Source organism: Pseudomonas sp. R3-18-08, from assembly GCF_003852065.1.
In the GTDB taxonomy this organism is placed as follows: Bacteria; Pseudomonadota; Gammaproteobacteria; order Pseudomonadales; family Pseudomonadaceae; genus Aquipseudomonas.
The window spans coordinates 1,905,450-1,925,296 of the sequence record NZ_CP027729.1 but is presented as its reverse complement, the minus strand read 5'-3'; the positions used below and the strand labels follow the sequence as shown (position 1 = coordinate 1,925,296).

The 19,847-nt window shown below is 62.5% G+C and carries 18 protein-coding genes, 4 tRNA genes and 1 pseudogene; 6 read left to right on the top strand and 17 right to left on the bottom strand.

Annotated elements, in window-relative coordinates; translation table 11 throughout:
• Positions 1-209 precede the first annotated feature (209 nt).
• From C4J92_RS08890 to C4J92_RS08875, 4 genes are all read right to left on the bottom strand, one after another.
• Positions 210-285: transfer RNA gene (locus C4J92_RS08890), tRNA-Gly, on the bottom strand.
• Positions 286-288: 3 nt separating this feature from the next.
• Positions 289-364: transfer RNA gene (locus tag C4J92_RS08885), tRNA-Glu, on the bottom strand.
• A gap of 105 nt (positions 365-469) precedes the next feature.
• Positions 470-545, bottom strand: a tRNA-Gly gene (locus C4J92_RS08880).
• A 3-nt stretch (positions 546-548) separates the two neighbouring features.
• Positions 549-624: transfer RNA gene (locus C4J92_RS08875), tRNA-Glu, on the bottom strand.
• A 358-nt stretch (positions 625-982) separates the two neighbouring features.
• Here C4J92_RS08875 and C4J92_RS08870 point away from each other — a divergent pair.
• Together C4J92_RS08870 and C4J92_RS08865 are read left to right on the top strand one after the other, a co-directional pair.
• Positions 983-1,753: a hypothetical protein gene (locus C4J92_RS08870; protein WP_164487523.1), complete on the top strand. Its 771-nt coding sequence runs from the start codon at positions 983-985 to the stop codon at positions 1,751-1,753.
• A gap of 137 nt (positions 1,754-1,890) precedes the next feature.
• Positions 1,891-2,703 carry an alpha/beta fold hydrolase gene (locus C4J92_RS08865; protein ID WP_124403577.1) on the top strand — a complete coding sequence of 271 codons (813 nt, stop codon included), beginning with the start codon at positions 1,891-1,893 and terminating at the stop codon, positions 2,701-2,703.
• Between the two features lie 36 nt (positions 2,704-2,739).
• Here C4J92_RS08865 and C4J92_RS27410 read toward each other — a convergent pair whose 3' ends face one another.
• The 4 genes and pseudogenes from C4J92_RS27410 to C4J92_RS08850 form a co-directional block, all read right to left on the bottom strand.
• Positions 2,740-3,582 (bottom strand): methyl-accepting chemotaxis protein, encoded by an 843-nt coding sequence (locus C4J92_RS27410; RefSeq protein WP_372237493.1) that lies wholly within the window; start codon positions 3,580-3,582, stop codon positions 2,740-2,742.
• 18 nt (positions 3,583-3,600) lie between these two features.
• Positions 3,601-3,825: pseudogene (locus C4J92_RS27405) on the bottom strand (HAMP domain-containing protein); the annotation flags it as partial.
• A 995-nt stretch (positions 3,826-4,820) separates the two neighbouring features.
• Positions 4,821-6,233: a PLP-dependent aminotransferase family protein gene (locus C4J92_RS08855; RefSeq protein ID WP_124403575.1), complete on the bottom strand. Its 1,413-nt coding sequence runs from the start codon at positions 6,231-6,233 to the stop codon at positions 4,821-4,823.
• A 202-nt stretch (positions 6,234-6,435) separates the two neighbouring features.
• Positions 6,436-7,197 (bottom strand): SDR family oxidoreductase, encoded by a 762-nt coding sequence (locus C4J92_RS08850; RefSeq protein ID WP_124362008.1) that lies wholly within the window; start codon positions 7,195-7,197, stop codon positions 6,436-6,438.
• Between the two features lie 228 nt (positions 7,198-7,425).
• On the opposite strand from C4J92_RS08850, the gene C4J92_RS08845 reads away from it, so the two are divergent.
• Positions 7,426-8,433, top strand: a complete 1,008-nt coding sequence (locus C4J92_RS08845; protein WP_124403574.1) for an NADP-dependent oxidoreductase — start codon at positions 7,426-7,428, stop codon at positions 8,431-8,433.
• A gap of 179 nt (positions 8,434-8,612) precedes the next feature.
• Here the strand turns inward: C4J92_RS08845 and pyrF are convergent, their stop codons facing one another.
• Complete coding sequence (gene pyrF, locus C4J92_RS08840) at positions 8,613-9,311, bottom strand: orotidine-5'-phosphate decarboxylase (protein ID WP_124366448.1); 699 nt, start codon at positions 9,309-9,311, stop codon at positions 8,613-8,615.
• Positions 9,312-9,570: 259 nt separating this feature from the next.
• On the opposite strand from pyrF, the gene C4J92_RS08835 reads away from it, so the two are divergent.
• Both C4J92_RS08835 and C4J92_RS08830 read left to right on the top strand, forming a co-directional pair.
• The gene (locus tag C4J92_RS08835) at positions 9,571-10,335 is read left to right on the top strand and encodes a response regulator (RefSeq protein ID WP_124370186.1); all 765 of its coding nucleotides are present in this window, start codon (positions 9,571-9,573) and stop codon (positions 10,333-10,335) included.
• On the top strand, positions 10,335-11,369 hold the full coding sequence (locus tag C4J92_RS08830; protein ID WP_124403573.1) for a HAMP domain-containing sensor histidine kinase: 1,035 nt from the start codon (positions 10,335-10,337) through the stop codon (positions 11,367-11,369). The genes C4J92_RS08835 and C4J92_RS08830 overlap by 1 nt, the downstream gene beginning before the upstream one ends.
• Here C4J92_RS08830 and C4J92_RS08825 read toward each other — a convergent pair.
• The 8 genes from C4J92_RS08825 to C4J92_RS08790 form a co-directional block, all read right to left on the bottom strand.
• A complete protein-coding gene (locus tag C4J92_RS08825; RefSeq protein ID WP_124362003.1) occupies positions 11,366-12,427 on the bottom strand; it encodes an AI-2E family transporter in 1,062 nt (353 codons plus the stop codon). The two genes, C4J92_RS08830 and C4J92_RS08825, sit on opposite strands and share 4 nt — an antisense overlap.
• A gap of 72 nt (positions 12,428-12,499) precedes the next feature.
• Complete coding sequence (locus tag C4J92_RS08820; protein ID WP_124403572.1) at positions 12,500-13,318, bottom strand: DUF4892 domain-containing protein; 819 nt, start codon at positions 13,316-13,318, stop codon at positions 12,500-12,502.
• A 102-nt stretch (positions 13,319-13,420) separates the two neighbouring features.
• Positions 13,421-14,275 (bottom strand): alpha/beta hydrolase, encoded by an 855-nt coding sequence (locus tag C4J92_RS08815; RefSeq protein WP_124362001.1) that lies wholly within the window; start codon positions 14,273-14,275, stop codon positions 13,421-13,423.
• The gene (locus C4J92_RS08810) at positions 14,272-15,075 is read right to left on the bottom strand and encodes an alpha/beta fold hydrolase (RefSeq protein ID WP_124403571.1); all 804 of its coding nucleotides are present in this window, start codon (positions 15,073-15,075) and stop codon (positions 14,272-14,274) included. Before C4J92_RS08810 ends, C4J92_RS08815 begins: the two co-directional genes overlap by 4 nt.
• Before the next feature lie 97 nt (positions 15,076-15,172).
• Entirely contained in the window at positions 15,173-15,616 is a 444-nt protein-coding gene (locus C4J92_RS08805; protein WP_124403570.1) for a hotdog fold thioesterase, read from the bottom strand.
• A 72-nt stretch (positions 15,617-15,688) separates the two neighbouring features.
• Complete coding sequence (gene sixA, locus C4J92_RS08800) at positions 15,689-16,138, bottom strand: phosphohistidine phosphatase SixA (RefSeq protein WP_124403569.1); 450 nt, start codon at positions 16,136-16,138, stop codon at positions 15,689-15,691.
• Complete coding sequence (locus C4J92_RS08795; RefSeq protein ID WP_124403568.1) at positions 16,135-16,482, bottom strand: DUF4389 domain-containing protein; 348 nt, start codon at positions 16,480-16,482, stop codon at positions 16,135-16,137. Before C4J92_RS08795 ends, sixA begins: the two co-directional genes overlap by 4 nt.
• A 10-nt stretch (positions 16,483-16,492) precedes the next feature.
• Positions 16,493-17,518 carry an NAD(P)H-dependent glycerol-3-phosphate dehydrogenase gene (locus tag C4J92_RS08790; protein ID WP_124403567.1) on the bottom strand — a complete coding sequence of 342 codons (1,026 nt, stop codon included), beginning with the start codon at positions 17,516-17,518 and terminating at the stop codon, positions 16,493-16,495.
• Between the two features lie 195 nt (positions 17,519-17,713).
• Here C4J92_RS08790 and C4J92_RS08785 point away from each other — a divergent pair, with 195 nt between their 5' ends.
• Positions 17,714-19,846 (top strand): TonB-dependent siderophore receptor, encoded by a 2,133-nt coding sequence (locus C4J92_RS08785; RefSeq protein WP_124403566.1) that lies wholly within the window; start codon positions 17,714-17,716, stop codon positions 19,844-19,846.
• Position 19,847: the final 1 nt, after the last annotated feature.

Below are 19,847 nucleotides of genomic sequence, written 5' to 3'. Positions count from 1 at the left end.
GCAATCTCCAGGTCGGCCAGTTGCTTGCTCTCGGGACCACAGACTAGTGGTGCGCAGCGGCCAGCAGTTCTCGCCGCTGGGCCAGCCGGAAAATGCGTTGCGGTTGGCTCAGCCGGCCAACAGCCTTCAGCGCCAATGACTTCAAGAGGTGGGCGCTGTTTTTCGCAGACAAAAAAAAGCCACTCGTTTGAGTGGCTTTTTCTTTGAATTGGAGCGGGAAACGAGACTCGAACTCGCGACCCCGACCTTGGCAAGGTCGTGCTCTACCAACTGAGCTATTCCCGCAAATGGCGTCCCCTAGGGGACTCGAACCCCTGTTACCGCCGTGAAAGGGCGGTGTCCTAGGCCACTAGACGAAGGGGACACGCTACTGAAACACATGGTGTGTATTTCAGTGCCCAGAGGCCTCGTCCGAAGACGTGGTCCTGGTTTCACTCAATGCCGCCCGAGGGCCACACTGCTTGTAAATTGGAGCGGGAAACGAGACTCGAACTCGCGACCCCGACCTTGGCAAGGTCGTGCTCTACCAACTGAGCTATTCCCGCATATGGCGTCCCCTAGGGGACTCGAACCCCTGTTACCGCCGTGAAAGGGCGGTGTCCTAGGCCACTAGACGAAGGGGACACACGTACAACATTCACTCCCTACCGCGTTTCGCTGTGTGCTTTACGCTGTAAGTGGCGCGCATTCTATGGATGGATTGAAAGGTCGTCAACCCCCAAGGATAAATTTATTTAAATCAATGACTTCGCCCCGTTGCGCGGCCTGCGCGGGCATTCTGCTCCGCCCAAGCCCTGGCGCCTATATTCTGGCGCGCCACAAGGCGCTATAGTTGCCACAGGCAAATGATGGCAATGTGCATCCACGCAGGATCACTTTACCTATATAGAAGAAACTACCTGGGCAACTGGTCGAACAGTCCTATCCGCCGGTTAGCGCAGTCACTACACTCCACAGCAAACCCTATAAAGAGGTCACACCGGTGACACCACTCATGATCACCCTGCTGGTAATAGCCGGGATCGTAATACTGATCGCCATTGGCTACATGAACCATGTGGTGGAAAACAATAAGCTGGAAAAGAAGCGTACCGAGATCGAGCTCAATGATCGGCTGCGTCGCTGTGGTGAAATCACCGAGACCTTTCCCGGCCAGTTGATGACGCCGGCGCTCAAGCTGTTGCTGACCCGCCTGGAACTCAACGTCAACCAACGCCTGCTGAACCTCAACAAGTCCAGCGCCGCGCTCAAGGCGCGGATCGCCGAGCTGAATGCAATGATCGCCCAGGGCGAATCGATTCCGGTGGCCAACCCGCCCGCGCCGATCCAGACCGAAGCCAAGGCCAAGGATGTGCGCTTCCTGCTCGAAGCACTGCATGGCCAGGTCACCCGGGCAGCCCAGGACGGCTTTCTGCCGACCAACGAGGCCAAGCACTGGATCAAGGAAATCCGCCATATCCTGGTGCTGCTGCACATCGAGTTTTTCAACAACCTGGGCCAGCATGCCCTGCAGCAAGGTCAGCCGGGGCAGGCGCGCCTGGCGTTCGAGCGTGGCGTGCAGTACCTGCGCAAACAACCGGAGCCCGTGCTGTACAGCGCACAGCTGCAATTGCTGGAATCACAGTTGGCCCGCGCCAACTCCACGGTGTTGACCAACAGCGCGCCGGCCGAAGACGAAGTCAACGAACTGACCGAAGGCCTGAAAGTCGTCGACGCCGATGCCGAGTGGAAAAAGAAAGCCATTTACGATTGAGTGCCGCTGGCCCTCCAGGAGCGAGCTTGCTCGCTCCTGCCTGCGCCGCACATGACGGTGCCATCAGTTTGCATCTATCCCCCCGCCCCGACTAGCGTAAAAAAGTGCCCCTCACTCCGTGAAGTTAGAGGCCTGCTATGCCTGTCGCCGTGATTGATGGACAACCGCTGCACTATATCGACCAGGGCACCGGCCCGGTCGTCTTGTTGGGTTCGAGCTACCTGTGGGACCGCGACATGTGGGCACCGCAGATCGAAGCGCTGTCGCAGCAATACCGTGTGATCGTCCCAGAACTTTGGGGCCATGGCGAGTCGGGCACGCTGCCTGCGCAAACCCTGTCCCTTGATGACCTGGCACGTCACAACCTGGCTTTGCTCGACCAGCTGGACATCTCACAGGTCAACCTGGTGGGCCTGTCGGTCGGCGGCATGTGGGGCGCCCGCCTCGCCTTGCTGGCACCTGAACGCGTCAACAGCCTGGTGCTGATGGACACCTACCTCGGCGCCGAGCCGGACGCCACGCGCGAGTATTACTTCTCGCTGTTCAAGATGATCGAAGACGCCGGCGCCATCCCGCCGCCGCTATTGGATGTGATCGCGCCGATTTTCTTCAGGCCGGAAATCGACCGCGAATCAGCGCTGTATCAGGACTTTCGTCAGTCGCTGCAGGATTTCCCCCGGGAACGCCTGCTGGACAGCGTGGTGCCCCTGGGCCGCTTGATTTTCAGCCGCGCAGACATTCTCGATCAGCTTGCGCGCCTGGATTGCGATACCACCCTGGTCATGTGCGGCGAGCAGGACAAGCCGCGGCCACCTGCGGAAGCCCGGGAAATGGCCGAGCTGATCGGCTGTGCCTTGACGTTGATTCCCGACGCCGGGCATATCTCCAGCCGGGAGAATCCGGACTTCGTCAATGAGGCGCTGCTGACGTTCCTCGCCAACAACGCCTGATCGCCTTCCCCTCTGATCGCGGCGCCCCGGCCGCGATCAGAGGCGAAAGTGCCCCACCATGCCCTTGAGTTCCGCGCCCAGCTGCGCCAGCTGGATGCTCGAGGCGGCATTGCCTTGCATGCTCAACGCCGATTGATCGGCACTGGCCCGGATGCTGGTGACGCTGCGGTTGATCTCTTCGGCCACCGAGCTTTGCTCTTCAGCCGCTGCGGCAATCTGCTGGTTCATCTGCTGAATCAATGATACCGCCGCTGCAATGCTGCCCAGGGCGCTCTCGGTTTCCAACGCATCGCTGACCGCCAGCTTCACCAGTTCGCCGCTTTGTTGAATCTGCTGCACCGACGACTGCGCCGCGCTGCGCAAGGTGCTGACCAGGCGTTCGATTTCTTCGGTCGATTGCTGAGTGCGCTTGGCCAGGGCCCGCACCTCATCGGCGACCACCGCAAAGCCGCGCCCTTGCTCCCCTGCGCGGGCCGCTTCGATCGCGGCGTTCAGGGCGAGCAAGTTGGTTTGCTCGGCGACGCTCTTGATCACGCCCAGGACCGTGCCGATGTTCTGGATCTCTGCGCTGAGGCTTTCGATGCTGGCGCTGGCACTGTTGCTGGACGTGGCCAGCAATTCAATACGCTGCAAACTCTGGCGCACCACCCGTTGGCCGCTGTCGACCTTGTCATCCGCCGTCTGTGCGGCTTGCGCGGCCTCTTCGGCGTTGCGCGCCACATCGTGCACCGTGGCGGTCATCTGATTCATCGCCGTGGCTACCTGTTCGGTTTCTTCCTTCTGGCTACTGACTTCGACGTTGGTCTGCTCGGTAACGCTGGACAGCGTCTGCGCCGAGCTGGCCAGCTGCTCGATACCGGCCTGCAACCCGCTGACCATATGGCTCAGGCCGTTGCCCATCTGCTGCATTGCCTGCATCAGTTGGCCGATTTCGTCGCGGCGGCTGACTTCCATGCGCCCACTCAGGTCACCGGAGGCAATCTGCTGCGCCACTGCGATCACACTGCGCAGCGGCGCCACGATCAAGCGGGTAATCACCCAGGCCGCGATCAGCCCCACCAGCAGCGCCAGGGCGGATGAACCGATGATCAGCAGCGTGCTTTTGCCCAACTGCGCCTGCATCGACTGGTCTTCAGCGTCATAGGCCAGGTTGACTCGGCTGACCACCTGATCGGCGCGATCATGCAGTTGTTTGTAAACCAGTTTTTCCTGGGCCAACAGACCGGTGTACTCGCCGAGCTTTTCGCTGAACGCCGCGATATGCCCGGACACTTCATTAAGCACGGTCTGGTAGCCGGGGTCCTTGACCGAGGTCTTCAGTTGTTCGGCCTGGGCCAGCGCCTGGTCGGCCTGTTCGATCTTGCCCTGCTCGGACTCCTCCGCATCGGCCCTGCGGCTCTGATCCAGGCGTAGCCGCGCTTCGTTCATCGCCTGCAGCATCAACCGCGACACTTGGCTCACCTGCCCTGCCTGCTCGATAAACTCGGCACCCGCCTTGCCCTGGCTTTCCTTCAGGCCATAGGCGCCATCGTCCGCCAGGCCGGCCTGCAACACATCGAGGTTATTGGCCACGCTGGACACCGACCAACTGGCCATTTCCAGGGCCAGGTCCTTGGCCTGGGTCAGTTCGACGAACTCGTCGAACGCCTTGCGGTAGGCCGCCAGGGCTTGCTCGACATCGGTCATGACCGGCACGTTGGCAGCGGACTGGGCCTTGAGACTGGCCGCCAGCGCGGCCAGCGCGTCGACACTTTCATGCAGGGCGTCAACAGCCTTGGGGTCGGCGTGCAAGGCGTAATCCTGTTCGATCAGGCGCACCTTCTGCAGTCCACTGTTGAGCGAAGACATGTGCTTGAGGCCTTCGAAGCGCTGGCCAACGGTTTGCAGCGACCATACGCCAATGGCCGCTATCACTGCCGTCAGCAGCAGCACCAGGGTAAAACCCAAGCCCAGTTTTTTCGCCATACCAAGGTTGGCGAAACGTCGTTGCGCGCCCGAAATCATTGCACTTGAGTCCTCTTGCAATGGCAGATGCCATAAACCCGCTTACCAGCAGCGAGAGTCGCAATCACGGGGCACTGAACACAAGTCGTGGGCGCCACAATAATGGCAAAAAGCTACACACCCGTCGTTTTCAGAATGGTCGAGGTCGATCTGGCGGGCCCCAGGGCACGAAACAGCGCCAGCGCTCGCGGATCAGCTGCGTAGGCCACGTTGATGCGCAGCCACTCGCAGCACTCACCCGCCGGGTTGAACAGCATGCCCGGCGCCAGCAGCACACCGAGCTTGCGGGCACACGCCTGCACGCGCGAAGGGTTTTGCGCGCCAGGCCGCGCCCACAGGAACATGCCGCCGGCGGGTACTGCAAACACTTGCCATTCTTCATCCTCCAGCACCTGCAAGGTGGCGGCCATCTGCGTATTCAGGCGCTTGCGCAGGCGCTGCACCCACTTGCGGTAGGCGCCGTTGACCAGCAAGGTGGCCACTATCGCTTCGGCAAAGCGTGAGGTGCCGATGCCCGTCAGGGTCTTGAGTTGCGCCAGTTGCGCGATGATCGCCGCACTGGCGCTCAGGTAGCCCACGCGCAAGGCGCTGCTCAGCGTCTTGGAAAAACTGGAGACGTAGATGACACGGTCATCATGGGGCAACGCCGACAACCGCGTGCAACTGGCATGCTGCAGATCGCCGTAGACGTCTTCCTCGATGATCAGGAAATCCCGGCTGCATGCCAGCGCCAGCAAACGCTCGGCCACCGCACGGCACAGGCTGGTGCCGGTAGGGTTGTGATAGAGGCTGTTGATGAACAGGCATTTGGGCCGATGGCATTGCAGGTGCGCCTCCAGCACCTCGATATCCGGGCCGCTGCGCGTGCGGGGCACTTCCAGCAACGTTACCCCGTGAAACGCCAGTTGCCGGTAGAGGTTGCCATACCCGGGGGTCTCGACCACCACCGTATCGCCGGCCCTGAGCAGCGTGCGGATGAGCAGGTCCAGGGCATGGCTGGCGCCATGGGTGGTGAGAATGCAGTCGAGACTGCTGGGCACATGAATCTGGGTCAGGCGCTTGAGCAGTTGTTCACGCAGGGCCGGCAGGCCCAGAGGCGTGCTGTAATTGAACAGGCCTGCGGTGTCGGTGCGGCTGACTTCGCGGATCGCATAGCTGATGTCATCGCTCTCGCGCCAGGCGTCCGGCAGCCAGCCACAGCTGAGCTTGAGCTCGCCTAAAGGGCTGTCGGTAAACCTGCCCCAGCCCTGTTCGGCGCCTTCGTACCACTGGTTCTCCTGAACGCTCGCCGGTTGCGCCACGACGAACCCCGAGCCTTTTTTCGAGGCCAGCATGCCTTGGGCCTCCATCCGTTCGAATGCCTCGATCACGCTGGACTGGCTGAGCAGGTTGTCGAGGGCCAATTGCCGCACAGACGGTAAGCGTGTGCCGGGGCTCACCCCATGCTTGCGAATCCATCCCGCGACTGCGCTGATGATTTGCTGCACCACCGGTACCGGGGCTTGTCGATCAATCCCTAAATCCATGAGCCACTCACTTCAACTGTTTGTTATTCAACCCAAACAGTTAAGCACAGAAGCCCAATAAAACCTGTTCTCAACTTTTTTAAAGTATTGATTTTATTGAGTTTTTTACCTAGTGATACACATTCGATCGCGGCTTTGTGCCAGCTATGGAAACACCCCACAACACCCCCAGTCCTTTTCGAACAGGTTGCAGTGTGAAGTCTTAAATCGCCGTGGCACCGCCGTCCACCGCCAGGGCCTGACCGGTGGTGAAGGCCGCACCATCACTGCACAGGTACAACACCGCGCTGGCAATTTCCTCGACCTTGCCAATGCGCCCGACCGGGTGCATCGCTGCGGCAAATTCGGCCTTGCGCGGGTCAGCTTCATAGGCGCGGCGGAACATGTCGGTATCGATCACCGCCGGGCAGACCGCATTGACGCGGATTTTCTTTTTCGCGTACTCGATGGCTGCCGACTTCGTCAGGCCGATCACCGCGTGCTTGGACGCTGCATAGATGCTCATTTTCGGCGCCGCGCCCAGCCCCGCCACCGACGCCGTGTTGACGATGGCGCCACCGCCCTGGGCCAGCAACAGCGGCAGTTGATACTTCATGCACAACCACACACCCTTGACGTTGACCCCCATGATGGCATCGAACTCATCCAGGCTGCCGTCAGCCAGCTTGCCCTTCTCGATCTCGATCCCGGCGTTGTTGAAGGCATAGTCCAGGCGGCCGTAGGCGGCGACGGTCTGCGCCATCAATTGCTGCACATCCGCCTCCAGGGTGACGTTGCAGCGCACAAACAACGCTTCGCCACCCGCTTGCTGAATCAACGCAACCGTGCCCTCGCCGCCCGCCACATCGAGGTCGGCCACCACCACTTTCAAGCCTTCGGCGGCGAACGCCAATGCGGTCGCGCGGCCAATACCGGCGGCGGCGCCGGTCACCAGGGCAACCTGGCCGGAAAACGTCATACTCATGGGGAATGTCCTTTGGGATTGATAGCCGTCGAGCGAGTCTAGTCAATCCGGGGCGCGACGCGTCAGCACTATCAAAAGGCCGGTTGGCGCTGCATGCGTCTGGGTGATAAGGCCACCGGGCTGACTATCAACCCCGTCTATCGGCAAGCATTCGCGTGGCTCGAACAACCTTGCTCACGGGCCGTTCCTTGTCTATCACTCATACTCCCCTTCTAAAGAGTTGCCGCCATGACTGCCCAGACCAACCGCCAGTTCCTGCTTGCCAAACGCCCGGTCGGCGCCGCCACGCGGGACACTTTCACCTTCCAGGAAGTCCCGGTAGGCACGCCGCAGGACGGGCAAGTGCTGGTGCACAACGAGTACCTGTCCCTCGACCCCGCCATGCGCGGCTGGATGAATGAGGGCAAGTCCTACATTCCACCTGTCGGCCTCGGCGAAGTGATGCGTGCATTGGGCGTAGGCAAGGTGATCGCCTCCAAGCACCCGAACTTTGCGGTGGGCGACTACGTCAACGGCGCCTTGGGCGTGCAGGATTACTTCCTGGGCGAGCCGCGCGGTTTCTACAAGGTCGACCCAACGCTCGCGCCCCTGCCGCGCTACCTGTCTGCGCTGGGCATGACCGGCATGACCGCTTACTTCGCGCTGCTGGACACAGGCGCACCCAAGCCCGGCGAGACCGTGGTGATCTCCGGCGCGGCCGGTGCGGTCGGCAGCATTGCCGGGCAAATTGCCAAACTCAAAGGCTGCCGCGTGGTGGGCATCGCCGGGGGCGCCGACAAGTGCAGGTTCCTGGTGGACGAACTGGGCTTCGATGCCGCCATCGACTACAAACACGAAGACGTACCCGCCGCCCTCAAGCGTGAGTGTCCCAAAGGCGTGGATGTGTACTTCGATAACGTTGGCGGCGACATTCTCGACGCGGTGCTCAGCCGCCTGGCGCTGAAGGCGCGGGTGGTGATTTGTGGGGCCATCAGCCAGTACAACAACAAGGAAGCCGTGAAAGGCCCGGCCAACTATCTGTCATTGCTGGTCAACCGCGCACGGATGGAAGGCTTTGTGGTGATGGATCACGCAGCGAACTTTGCCGCTGCCGGGCAGGAAATGGCCGGCTGGATGGCGCAGGGCAAGCTCAAAAGCAAGGAAGATATCGTTGAAGGGCTGGAGACGTTCCCCGAGACGTTGATGAAGCTGTTCAACGGAGAGAACTTCGGCAAGCTGGTGCTGAAGGTCAGCTGATACCTGATAGACAAATGTGGGAGGGGCATGCCTTAAGGCTTTTTGTAGGAGCGAGGCGGGCGGCTAGCCCTTGCTCGCGAAGAACTCAGGGCTCCCGCGTTTATTCAGAATGAACGCGTTGCCTGGACGTTTTTCGCGAGCAAGCTCGCTCCTACAGTGGACCACTTTCACATCCAGTATCAGGCGATTTCGGCAACGACGGCTGCCAACGCTTTCGCCGGATCGGCCGCCTGGCTGATCGGACGGCCGATCACCAGGTAGTCGGAACCGGCATCGAGCGCCTGGCGCGGCGTCAGAATACGGCGCTGGTCATCCTGGGCGCTGCCCGCCGGGCGGATCCCCGGGGTCACCAGTTGCAGCGTCGGGTGAGCGCTCTTGAGCGCCTGGGCCTCGAGGGCCGAGCAGACCAGGCCGTCGAGGCCGGCTTTTTGCGCCAGGGCGGCCAGGCGCAATACCTGCTCCTGCGGCTCGATGTCCAGGCCGATGCCGGCCAGGTCCTCGCGCTCCATGCTGGTCAGCACAGTCACGCCGATCAGCAGCGGTTTGGGCCCGCTGCGCTGTTCCAGCACTTCCCGGCAGGCGCTCATCATGCGCAGGCCGCCGGAGCAATGCACGTTGACCATCCACACGCCCATCTCGGCCGCTGCCTTGACCGCCATGGCGGTGGTATTGGGGATATCGTGGAATTTAAGGTCAAGAAACACTTCGAAGCCCTTGTCACGCAGGGTGCCGACGATTTCCGCCGCGCAACTGGTGAACAGTTCCTTGCCGACCTTGACCCGGCAAAGCGTGGGGTCCAACTGGTCAGCCAGCTTCAGTGCGGCGTCACGGGTGGGGTAATCCAGGGCGACGATGATAGGAGTCTGGCAGACGGACATTGGAATGGGCTCTCAGGCAAGTCGAAATCGGCGCGGATTGTAGCGCAAGCGGCGCCATTGCGGGATCCGATGATCGGTAAATACCGATTTCGGCGTTGAAAGGCACCGGTTTACGGCAATTATTTCAACGCCGATACATTCACGACATGCGCCCAACACGCCCCACCGTTAGCCTCGCCGCATGACCGACCGTCCAGCACTTCCAGCCATGGGGCTGGGCGCCTATGCTGGCCGTAACAATCAGGTAGATGATCGCACTATGCAGACTCCTTCCGTCCCGGTAAACGACGAGCACCCGGGCGCGGTGATCGCCGACGACAAGCGCTGGAACACCCGTGCGCTGATCGTCGATGACGATGCGCCGATTCGTGAATTGCTGATCGATTACCTGGCGCGCTTCAATATTCTCGCCACGGGCGTGACCGACGGCGCGGCGATGCGCCTGGCCATGCAAGCCGAGACCTTCGATGTGGTGGTGCTCGACCTGATGCTGCCGGGCGAAGACGGCCTCACCTTGTGCCGCTGGCTGCGGGCTGAATCGGACATTCCGATCCTGATGCTCACCGCCCGCTGTGAGCCCACCGACCGTATCATCGGCCTGGAACTGGGCGCCGACGACTATATGTCGAAGCCTTTCGAACCGCGCGAACTGGTGGCGCGTATCCAGACCATCCTGCGCCGGGTGCGCGATGACCGTACCGAGCAGCGCGCCAACATCCGCTTCGACAACTGGCGCCTCAACAGCGTGTTGCGCCAATTGGTGGCCGACAATGGCCTGGTGGTGCCGCTGTCCAACGCCGAGTTCCGCCTGCTGTGGGTGTTTATCGAACGGCCGCGCCGCGTGTTGAGCCGCGAACAATTGCTGGATGCCGCACGCGGTCGCTCCATCGAAGCCTTCGATCGCAGCATCGACCTGCTGGTGTCGCGCCTGCGCCAGAAACTCGGCGACGACCCCAAGGCCCCTCACTTGATCAAGACCGTGCGCGGCGAAGGCTATCTGTTCGACGCGCGGGATATCGGTTGATGCGCGCCACCTTCAATACGTTGTTCGGGCGGCTGTTCGGCGTGCTGCTGGTGGCCATCGTGCTGGCGCATGCGCTGGCGTTCTTCTGGTTCCATCATTACGGCCCTCCGCCGCCGCCGCCACCGGAAACCTTCGTCGAGCAGCCGGATGGCTCGATGAAGCCGCTGGTCAAGCATCAGCGCCCCTGGTTCGGTGGCCCGCTGGTGCCGCTGACGTTTCAATTCATCTCGCTGATCATCGCCGCCTGGTACGGCGCCAAGCTGTTGAGCCGGCCGATCCAGCGCCTGAGCGCGGCGGCCGAGCGTTTGAGCCTCGACCTCGACAGCCCGCCGCTGGACGAATCCGGGCCTCGCGAGGCGCGCCAGGCCGCGTCAACCTTTAACCTGATGCAAAGGCGCATCCGCGAACAAGTCAGCCAGCGCGCACGCATGCTCGGGGCAGTCTCCCATGACCTGCGCACGCCGCTCTCCCGGCTGAAACTGCGCCTGGAACAGATCGAAGACACCAAGCTGCAAGGCCAGATGCGCCAGGACCTCAACGACATGATCGGCATGCTCGACGCCACCTTGAGCTACCTGCACGAACAGCGCACCAGCGAGACCCGCCACTGGCTCGACGTGCAGGCGCTGGTGGAATCGCTCAGCGAAAACGCCCAGGACCAGGGCAGCGATGTGCAGGTGTGCGGCACCTGCGCGCCCTTGCAGGTGCAGCCGATGGCGTTGCGTTCGTGCCTCAACAACCTGATCGACAATGCCCTGCGCTATGCCGGCTCGGCGCGCGTGGAACTGGCCGACAGCCGCGGGGCGCTGGTGATTCGGGTGATCGATCACGGCCCCGGCATCGCGGCCGATAAGCGCGAAGCGGTGTTCGAACCGTTCTTTCGCCTGGAGGGCTCGCGCAACCGAAATTCCGGCGGCGTCGGCCTGGGCATGACGATTGCCAAGGAAGCGGTCGAGCGCCTCGGCGGCCACCTGAGCCTGGACGATACGCCAGGCGGCGGTTTGACCGCCGTAGTGTGGCTGCCGAGGGCTTAAAGCGGCTTGTCTTCGCGCCGCGCCTGGGCCTGGGTGGCGCTCCAGTCGGTCAACAAGCTGTAGGCAACCGCGAGCAAGGTCGGGCCGATAAACAGGCCGATAAAGCCGAACGCGATCAAGCCGCCGAATACGCCCAGCAGCACGATCACCAACGGCAGGTTGCCGCCACGGCTGATCAGGTAAGGCTTGAGCACGTTGTCGACGCCGCTGATGATGAAGGTGCCCCACACGCCAAGGAACACCGCGTAGGTGTAGTCACCCTTCCACGCCAACCAGGCCGTGGCCGGGATCCACACCAGCGGCGGGCCCATCGGGATCAGGCTGAGCAGGAAGGTGACGCCGCCCAGCAGCAGCGCGCCAGGCACTCCGGCGATCAGGAAGCCGATCAGCGCCAACACGGCCTGGGCGGCGGCCGTGCCGATCACGCCATTGACCACCCGTTGCACCGTACCGGCCACCAGTTCGATGTAATAGCTGGCGCGGTCGCCGATCAGGCGCTCCAGCAGACGGTGCACAAACATCGCCAGGCGCGGCCCGTCGCGGTAGAAAAAGAACACGAAGACCAGGCTCAAGGTCAGCTCGAGAATGCCGCCGCCGATTTGCGCACTGCGCGCCAGCAACCAATTGCCGACCTGGCCCAGGTAAGGCTTGATGCTCAGCATCAGCGCCGCGCCCTGTTGGTCGATGCTGTCCCATGTCGCCACCAGCCGCTCGCCGATAAGCGGGATCGAGCCTAGCCAGGTGGGCGCATTGGGCAAGCCGTCGACCTGGATATCCTTGATCAATACGACGGCATCGCGCACATGATCCGCCAGGTTGAACCCCAGCCACACCAGCGGCAGCGCGACCAGCAACATCCAGCCCAATGTCAGGATCCCGGCCGCCAGTGATTCGCGACCGCCCAGCCCACGGGTCAGCAGTACCATCAGCGGCCAACTGGCAAACGCCAGCACCGCGCCCCAGAACAGCGCCGACCAGAACGGCGCCATGACCCAGAAGCTGGCACCGAACAGCACCAGCAGCAGGATTTGCACCAGCAGGCGATCGTTATTGAGCATCGGGTATCTCGAAAAGAGTCATGTAGGAAGACAGCTTAGGCGAACGGCGCGGGTCCGTTCGCCCTGTGGCGCTTAGCGTATCAGATGCACATGCAGGCCTTCAGCCTTGCCTGTGCCGGTTTCCAGGCGCGCGGCGCGCACGCCACTGTCGATCAGGCCCTGGCGCCAGGCTTCGGCGCTGGGCCCGGTCAGGCTGACGCGCAGGTTGGTGTCGAGGTTCAGCCCACGGGAAATCAAGGTCAACCAGGTGGCGTCGGGCTCGGCGCCCAATGCAGGAAAGTCCAGCTCGCCGGTGCTTTTCAGCTCACGCAACAGCGTTGCCGACGTGGGCAGAAGAGTGCCCAGCGGCGTACTGGCATCCAGTTGCTCGACATGCAGATAGGCGCGTCGATTGCCACGGGTGATGCCGTACAGCGCCACCAGCGAGTTGTCCTGGGGGGCCGCCAGGCGCAAAAGCAGGTATTCCTGCTGGCCATCGGCGCCCACCAGCTTGGCGTTGCCGAAAACTTCATTGGCCCACAGGCTGCTTTCGCCACAATCGCGGGCCTGGCACCAGAACAACAGCTGCGCGCCCTGAGCCTGCAAGGCTTCGCGGGTGGCGGTAAAAGCGGCGCTGGAGCTGTGCTCGGCGGGCAGCTCGTAGGTGATCGCAGTGGTTGGACCGCGTGCGGTGGCCTGGGCTTCGGAGCGCAATTGACCGCTGATCTTGCGGATCGCACCCATGGGGTAGATGCGTTCCTTTTCTTCAGCAGGGCGATAGTCGACGATCTGCGCGTCCACCTGGCGGGCAATGCCCGGTAAGTCCTGGCTCCCCGGTACATCGGCGGCGAACACCAGCGGGCTGAAACAGCACAGCCCAAAGGCACGGATACAGCCTTTACCCAGGCTCATCGGATCAATAAGCCGTGGCCATGGAGGGTCGCAGCGGTTTCAAGATGGTTCATGGTTGACTCCCTTTCAATCCGCCCAGCCTCGGCAGTTGACCGCGCCAAGTCAAGGCGCGGAGAAGAACCGATTGAAACAGTCTGCAACAAGAACCGCACCGGGCTCGTCATTCAGGTGCAAATGATGGCCACCCGGCAGCGTCGTCACGGTAAAGGGCAGCTGTGAAAGCAATTCGGAATGTTTCGCCAACAGGCCGTCAGCCGCGACCACCAGCTGCGTAGGGCAACTCACGCGGCGTACGAACGCCATGGCTTGTTCATCGGTCAGACGCATCGGTGATGCCAGGGTCAGGCGGCTGTCGCTGCGCCAGGTATAGCCACCCGGAACCGGCATCAAACCGCGCTGGGCCAGCAGTTCGGCGGCTTCGCGGCTGACCGCGACGAGGCCGTGCATGCGCGCCTCGACCGCCCGATCCAGGCTCGCATAGACCGGCTTGCGCTTGCCCTGCAGGCTCAATTGCGCCTGCAATGCCATGCCCAACCGCTCGGCCGCGTTCTCGCCGCGGGCGGTCGGCGGGATCACCCCGTCGATCAGCCCCAGGTGCGTCACGCGCTCCGGTAACGCTCCGGCCAGCACCAGGGAAACGATGGCGCCGAGGGAATGGCCAAGTAATGCAAAACGTTGCCAGCCCAGTTGCTCGGCCACTTGCAACACATCGTGGACGTAATCCCACACGGCGTAACCGGCCCCGGCCGGACGATGTGCCGAGTGCCCGTGCCCGGCCATATCCAGCGCGACGATGCGCAACCCCTGCAGCTTCGGCGCCAGGCGCGCAAAGCTGTTGGCGTTGTCCAGCCAACCATGCAGGGCGATGACCGGCAAGCCGTCTTCAGGCCCGAACAGATGCGCCGCCAGCTCGATATGCGGCAGGCTCAGGCGTACTTCTTCCACGGGCGCGCTCATGCGCAGCTGCGCTCACGGGCCTGCCAGCGGGCAAACAGGTGCTTGATCAAGGTCGCGGTGTCCTCGGGTCGCTCAAGGGGAAACATATGGCCGCCGGGCATGGTGAGCATCTCACCCATAGGCAGGCGACCTACGCCGCTGACATGATGGCGCATTACCACACGGCTCTGCTGGCCGCGCACCACCGCCAGCGGCACTTTCAACTGGCGCACCTGGCCGGGGCTGGTGTGAGGCACGCCCCGGTAGATGCTGATTTCCGTCGCGGGGTCGAAACGCAGGCGCAGACGGTCGCCCACTGGCAGCAGACCATGTTGCAGGTACGCCTCGAAGCACTCGGGGTCGAAACCGCGAAACAGGGTCTTGCCGGCGAAGTAAGCGCGCGCGGCGTCCAGGTCGGTGAATTCTTCACGGCGGCCCAGGGTGCGTCCGGCCGGGGTCAGGCGATCAATCAAACCAAAGCGTTTGGCGGCGCGAATCACCCAGCGATCCGCGCGGGTCAACACTGGCGAGTCCAGCATCACCACGCCACGGTACAACTGCGGGCAGCGCATGGCGGCGTGCAAATGCAAGACCCCGCCCAGGGAATGGCCGACGCCCCACACCGGCTCCGGTTGCTGCTGCAGATGATGGATCAGTTCATCGACCAGGTTCTGCCAGTTATCGTCCACCGGGAATCTGGGGTCGTGGCCGTGCTGCGGCAGATGCCCCACCGTATATTCGGGAGCCAGGGCCGCGAACAACTTGCCGTAGGTGGCCGACGGGAAGCCATTGGCGTGGGCGAAAAACACATGCTGCGACATAGCGGCGCGCTCTCCAGGAACAGAGGTTGATTGTCACCATGCCTGGCGTTCACGGCAATGACCGTAACCGCCAGGAATGATGACACTCACGCCATGTCTATCGCGCCGGAGGCTGTTCGCCCAGGGGCACCACGGCCACGGTCAGGCGCGATACGCAACTGGCCTTGCCCTCGTCGTTGGTCAAGCGGATGTCCCACACATGGGTCGTGCGGCCGATATGAATGGCCCTGGCCACCGCCGTTACGCGCCCGCTGCGCACACCGCGCAAGTGATTGGCGTTGACCTCCAGGCCCACGCAATAGAACTTGCTCGCATCGACGCACAGGTAGGCCGCCACGGAGCCCAGGCTTTCGGCCAGTACCACGGAGGCGCCGCCATGCAACAGGCCGTAGGGCTGATGGGTGCGGTGATCGACCACCATGCTGGCGGTGATGGATTCGTCGTCGAAGCTTTCAAAGCGAATATCCAGCAATTCACCGATGGTGTTTTTCTGGCTCGCGTTGAGCTGTTCGATATTCGGTTGCGTGCGCCACAGGCTCATGGGACTGTCCTTATTGGTTTTATTACGATCCTAATCCTGACACACAACGGCATTCCAGATAAGCGCTATAGCTTATGGATTTTCAACGCTGACCAGGCTCATCAACCCCGCCAATGGGAAGTCACCCTCCAACAGCGCGAGGCTGGCTGTATGCATCGGCTGCGGCTGACGCGAGTGACCGTGCTGCAAAAAGCTGATCAGGTTGCCCACCAGCGGCTGATGGCTGACCAGCAGCACGTTGTCATCGGTATCGAGTTTTTCCAGCACCTGCGCCGGGCTGTCCTCTGGCGTCAGCCACGGCACCGTGCAGACCGGCGGCTCGAACCCCAACGCCTCGCGAACCAACTGCGCCGTCTGCTGCGCCCTCGCATAAGGGCTGGCGATGATGGCACTGAGCGGCTGGCCGATCAGGTGCGCGGCACTGCGCAATACTTCGGCCCGGCCATGCTCGGTCAGGTTGCGCTCGGCGTCAGTGCGCGCATGAGCTTGGGCTTGCCCGTGGCGCAGGATCCACAATTTCATAGCTTGGGCTCTTCATCACGCACCGGGTGCGGTGCTGGCGGCACGCTATGCGCTGCTTCACCTTCCGGTGCACGCGGGGTTGGCCAATCAGCGAACGGCCAGGGTTTTTGCTCGGTGTGGAAGCTGCCGAAGCGACCGATCTGCGCAAGGAACTGGCTGAGGCTGTCGCCAACGTTCATCAGGCTCAGGTTCGGCGCGCCGTAGATCAACCGGTAAATCAGTTGCACCACCACCAAGGCGCCGAGCAGGAACTGCGCCACCTGCCACACCAGGGCAAATACCAGCATCCACAGGATGCGCAGCACAATGGACTCATACTTGGGGGCTGCTTTCGAATCGTTCATGCCGCGTTCCTCAGTTGAAACCGCTGGTGGAAATAAAGTCGACATCGGTTTTCGGCTCGGCGCGCATCAGCAGCTCGATCACCTGGTCCAAGGTGCGCCCTTCAAACAGGATCGCGTGCAGCCCGGCAACCAGCGGCATGTACACTCCGACTTCCTGAGCCTTGGCCTTGAGTACCTTGAGGGTGTTGACCCCTTCGGCCACTTCGCCAAGACGGGTCACGGCCTCTTCCAGGCTCAACCCCTGGCCCAGCGCGAACCCGACCTGATAGTTACGGCTTTTCGGCGACGAGCAGGTGACGATCAGGTCGCCGACGCCCGCCAGGCCCAGGAACGTCATCGGGTTGGCGCCCTGATTCACGGCGAAACGGGTCATCTCCGCCAGAGCACGGGTAATCAGCATGCTCTTGGTGTTTTCGCCCATCCCCAAGGCCACGGCCATGCCGGCGATGATGGCGTAGACGTTCTTCAGCGCACCGCCCAGCTCGACGCCGAACCGGTCGGCACTGGCGTAGACGCGGAAGGTGCGACCATGCAGCACCGCCTGGACGCGCTCGCACAGTTGCTCGTCTTCACTGGCGACCACCGTGGCGGTCAGCGCATGCTCGGCCACTTCCCGCGCCAGGTTCGGCCCGGACAGCACACCAATGCGCGCCTGGGGGGCGATCTCCTGGAGGATTTCGCTCATCAGCTTGAATGTCTGCGCCTCGATACCCTTGGTCAGGCTGACCAGCAGCTTGCCGGCCAGGCGTTCGGCGTGGGGCGCCAGCACCGAGCGCAAGGCGCTGGAAGGCAGCGCGACAAAGCACAGGTCGCAGGCGGCGAGGGTTGCCAACAGATCGGTAACGGGTTCGACCGCCGGATGAATCTTGATGCCTTTAAGGTAACGCGGGTTTTCCCGATGCACGCGAATGGCCTCGGCCTGCTCGGGATCACGCATCCACTGGCGCACGGCGTGGCCGTTCTCGGCCAGCAGGTTAGCCACGGCGGTACCAAAACTTCCGCCTCCCAGGACCGCGATAGGGCGCTGTTCAGTCATATGCAATCCGTTAATCCATACCAGTGGCGATGGCGGCATTATACGGGGCGACCTGCTTGCGGCCAGCCCCCGTGTGAATTCGTGCGCTTGTCGGAAAATGCCACACTTGAATGAAGTTATTGCAGGTCTCACGACTGGCAAAAGGCCTCACCTCAGTTAACATGGGCGGCTATCCGCAATTATCAAGGCCGCGCCGTGTACTTGGGCCCTCCTCCCCGCTCATCCCTGCTGTTGATGCTGCCGCTGACCCTGGCGTGCAGCGCCAGTGCGTCGGCCGACGATCTGTTCCTCAACAGCCAACCGCTGCCGCAGGTATTGACCGCCACCCGTCTCAAGCAATCGGCCGCGGCCGTACCCGGCAGCATGACCGTGATCGACAGCGAGTTGATCAAGGCCAGCGGCGCGCGTGACATTGCCGAGCTGTTGCGCCTGGTGCCCGGGATGATGGTCGGCTACACCACCGGCAACCAGGCGGCGGTGAATTACCACGGCACCAGCGCCAGCGATGCACGGCGCATGCAGGTCTTGATCGATGGGCGCTCGGTGTACCGCGCCGGCCTGGCCACGGTGGACTGGAGCGATATTCCAGTGGCCATGGAAGACATCGAGCGCATCGAGGTGTTTCGTGGCCCCAATACCGTCAGCTACGGCGCCAATGCGCTGATGGCGGTGGTCAATATCCTCACCCGTTCACCGGCCAACAGCCAGGGCACGCGGGTGAAGGTCATCCGCGGTGAGGGCGGGATCAACGATGTCTATGCCAGCCAGGGCGTGGGCTGGGAAACCGGCGACCTGCGCCTGTCGCTGTCAGGGCAACAGGACGATGGTTTTGACAGCGATGCCGCCGGTGCCGACCGCCGAGACAGCCGCCGCCTCAGCCGCTTCAGCCTGGCCGTCAGCCAGACGTTGAATACGCAACAGAGCATCGACTGGCAGCTGGATGCCAAGGAAGGCACCAATCAGCGTCCCTATACCTACACTCCGGTGTTCGCCGGGATTACCGAGGGCGGCACCAATTCCGACGTCACCGCCAAGGACTACGCGGGCTCAATGCGCTGGAATTTCGACTTCAACCCCGACCACAGCCTGTATATCCAGGGGTCGGCCCAGCAATGGAATCGTCGGCAGATCTGGAAAGCCTGTGACGCCAAGGTCTCGTTCAGCCCCGAACTGACCCAGCTGTGGCAGCTCAACCCCAACTACGCCGAAAAGCTGGCGCGGCACATGGATCAGTTCAGCCAGGGTAGCGCCCCGCCCGGCAGCGCCGCCGAGCAGGCGTTGGGCAACCAGGTACTGGACCAATGGCGCAACGGCGCCAGCCAAAGCGTGTGCGGCGATATCGACCAAAGCACCCAGGAAAGCCGCTACGACCTGGAGCTGCAAGACACCCTCAGCCTCTCCGACAGCCTGCGCCTGGTCAGCGGAATGAATTACCGCTACGACCGCGCCGACTCCGACACCTACTTCAACGGAACGCTGGACGACACCACCTGGCGACTGTTCGGCCACCTGGAATGGCGCGCCAGCGAACACTGGCTGCTGCAAGGCGGCGCGATGTACGAAGACACCCACTTGAGCGGTAACTCGCTGACACCCCGCGTGGCGGTCAACTACCTGATCAACCCGCGCCACGGCCTGCGGGCGGTGTACTCCGAGGCGATCCGTTCACCGGACATGTTCGAGAACAACGTCAACTGGAGCTACCGCGTCACCAACCTCAGTTCGCCGGTGTATGGGCAGAATTCCGGGCAATATTTTGTGGTAACACGCGGCCCGGGCAATCTCGATAAAGAGTTGATGCGCTCGCGCGAACTGGGCTACAACGGCTTCTTTGCCGACCTCGGGTTGAATGTCGACGTGAAGCTGTTCTATGACGAAATCACCGACATGATCAGCTCGCCGTTGCGCAACAACCAATACATCGCCAGCAACGCCAACAGCTCGCGCTTTACCGGTGCCGAATCCCAATTCGACTGGCGCGTGAGCAACGCCGACCGCCTGCGCCTGACCTACGCTTATGTCGACGCGAGCACCAGCAACCCACTCGACAAGGCGCAGACCGCACGTAACAGCGGCTCGGCCGGCTGGTTGCGCGAATGGGGCCACGGCTGGTCCAGCGCCTTGTTCTACTATGGTGACGACGCACTCAACGAGTATCGCTTCGAACGGGTCGACCTGCGGGTGGCCAAGCGCCTTGCCCTGGGCAAAACCAACGTGGAGCTGGCTGGCATGCTGCAACAACGCCTCGATAACCAGCCGACCACCTGGCCCGACAACCATTACGACCATCGCCATGTGCTCTACTTCAGCGCGCAGTTAGAGTTCTGAC

Bases quoted from the DNA above. Each gene is read 5' to 3' on its own strand.
- C4J92_RS08865 (WP_124403577.1), top strand. From the start codon at position 1,891: ATGCCTGTCGCCGTGATTGATGGACAACCGCTGCACTATATCGACCAG.
- C4J92_RS27410 (WP_372237493.1), bottom strand. From the start codon at position 3,582: ATGGTCAGCGGGTTGCAGGCCGGTATCGAGCAGCTGGCCAGCTCGGCG.
- C4J92_RS08855 (WP_124403575.1), bottom strand. From the start codon at position 6,233: ATGGATTTAGGGATTGATCGACAAGCCCCGGTACCGGTGGTGCAGCAA.
- C4J92_RS08850 (WP_124362008.1), bottom strand. From the start codon at position 7,197: ATGAGTATGACGTTTTCCGGCCAGGTTGCCCTGGTGACCGGCGCCGCC.
- C4J92_RS08845 (WP_124403574.1), top strand. From the start codon at position 7,426: ATGACTGCCCAGACCAACCGCCAGTTCCTGCTTGCCAAACGCCCGGTC.
- pyrF (WP_124366448.1), bottom strand. From the start codon at position 9,311: ATGTCCGTCTGCCAGACTCCTATCATCGTCGCCCTGGATTACCCCACC.
- C4J92_RS08835 (WP_124370186.1), top strand. From the start codon at position 9,571: ATGCAGACTCCTTCCGTCCCGGTAAACGACGAGCACCCGGGCGCGGTG.
- C4J92_RS08830 (WP_124403573.1), top strand. From the start codon at position 10,335: ATGCGCGCCACCTTCAATACGTTGTTCGGGCGGCTGTTCGGCGTGCTG.
- C4J92_RS08825 (WP_124362003.1), bottom strand. From the start codon at position 12,427: ATGCTCAATAACGATCGCCTGCTGGTGCAAATCCTGCTGCTGGTGCTG.
- C4J92_RS08820 (WP_124403572.1), bottom strand. From the start codon at position 13,318: ATGAGCCTGGGTAAAGGCTGTATCCGTGCCTTTGGGCTGTGCTGTTTC.
- C4J92_RS08815 (WP_124362001.1), bottom strand. From the start codon at position 14,275: ATGAGCGCGCCCGTGGAAGAAGTACGCCTGAGCCTGCCGCATATCGAG.
- C4J92_RS08810 (WP_124403571.1), bottom strand. From the start codon at position 15,075: ATGTCGCAGCATGTGTTTTTCGCCCACGCCAATGGCTTCCCGTCGGCC.
- C4J92_RS08805 (WP_124403570.1), bottom strand. From the start codon at position 15,616: ATGAGCCTGTGGCGCACGCAACCGAATATCGAACAGCTCAACGCGAGC.
- sixA (WP_124403569.1), bottom strand. From the start codon at position 16,138: ATGAAATTGTGGATCCTGCGCCACGGGCAAGCCCAAGCTCATGCGCGC.
- C4J92_RS08795 (WP_124403568.1), bottom strand. From the start codon at position 16,482: ATGAACGATTCGAAAGCAGCCCCCAAGTATGAGTCCATTGTGCTGCGC.
- C4J92_RS08790 (WP_124403567.1), bottom strand. From the start codon at position 17,518: ATGACTGAACAGCGCCCTATCGCGGTCCTGGGAGGCGGAAGTTTTGGT.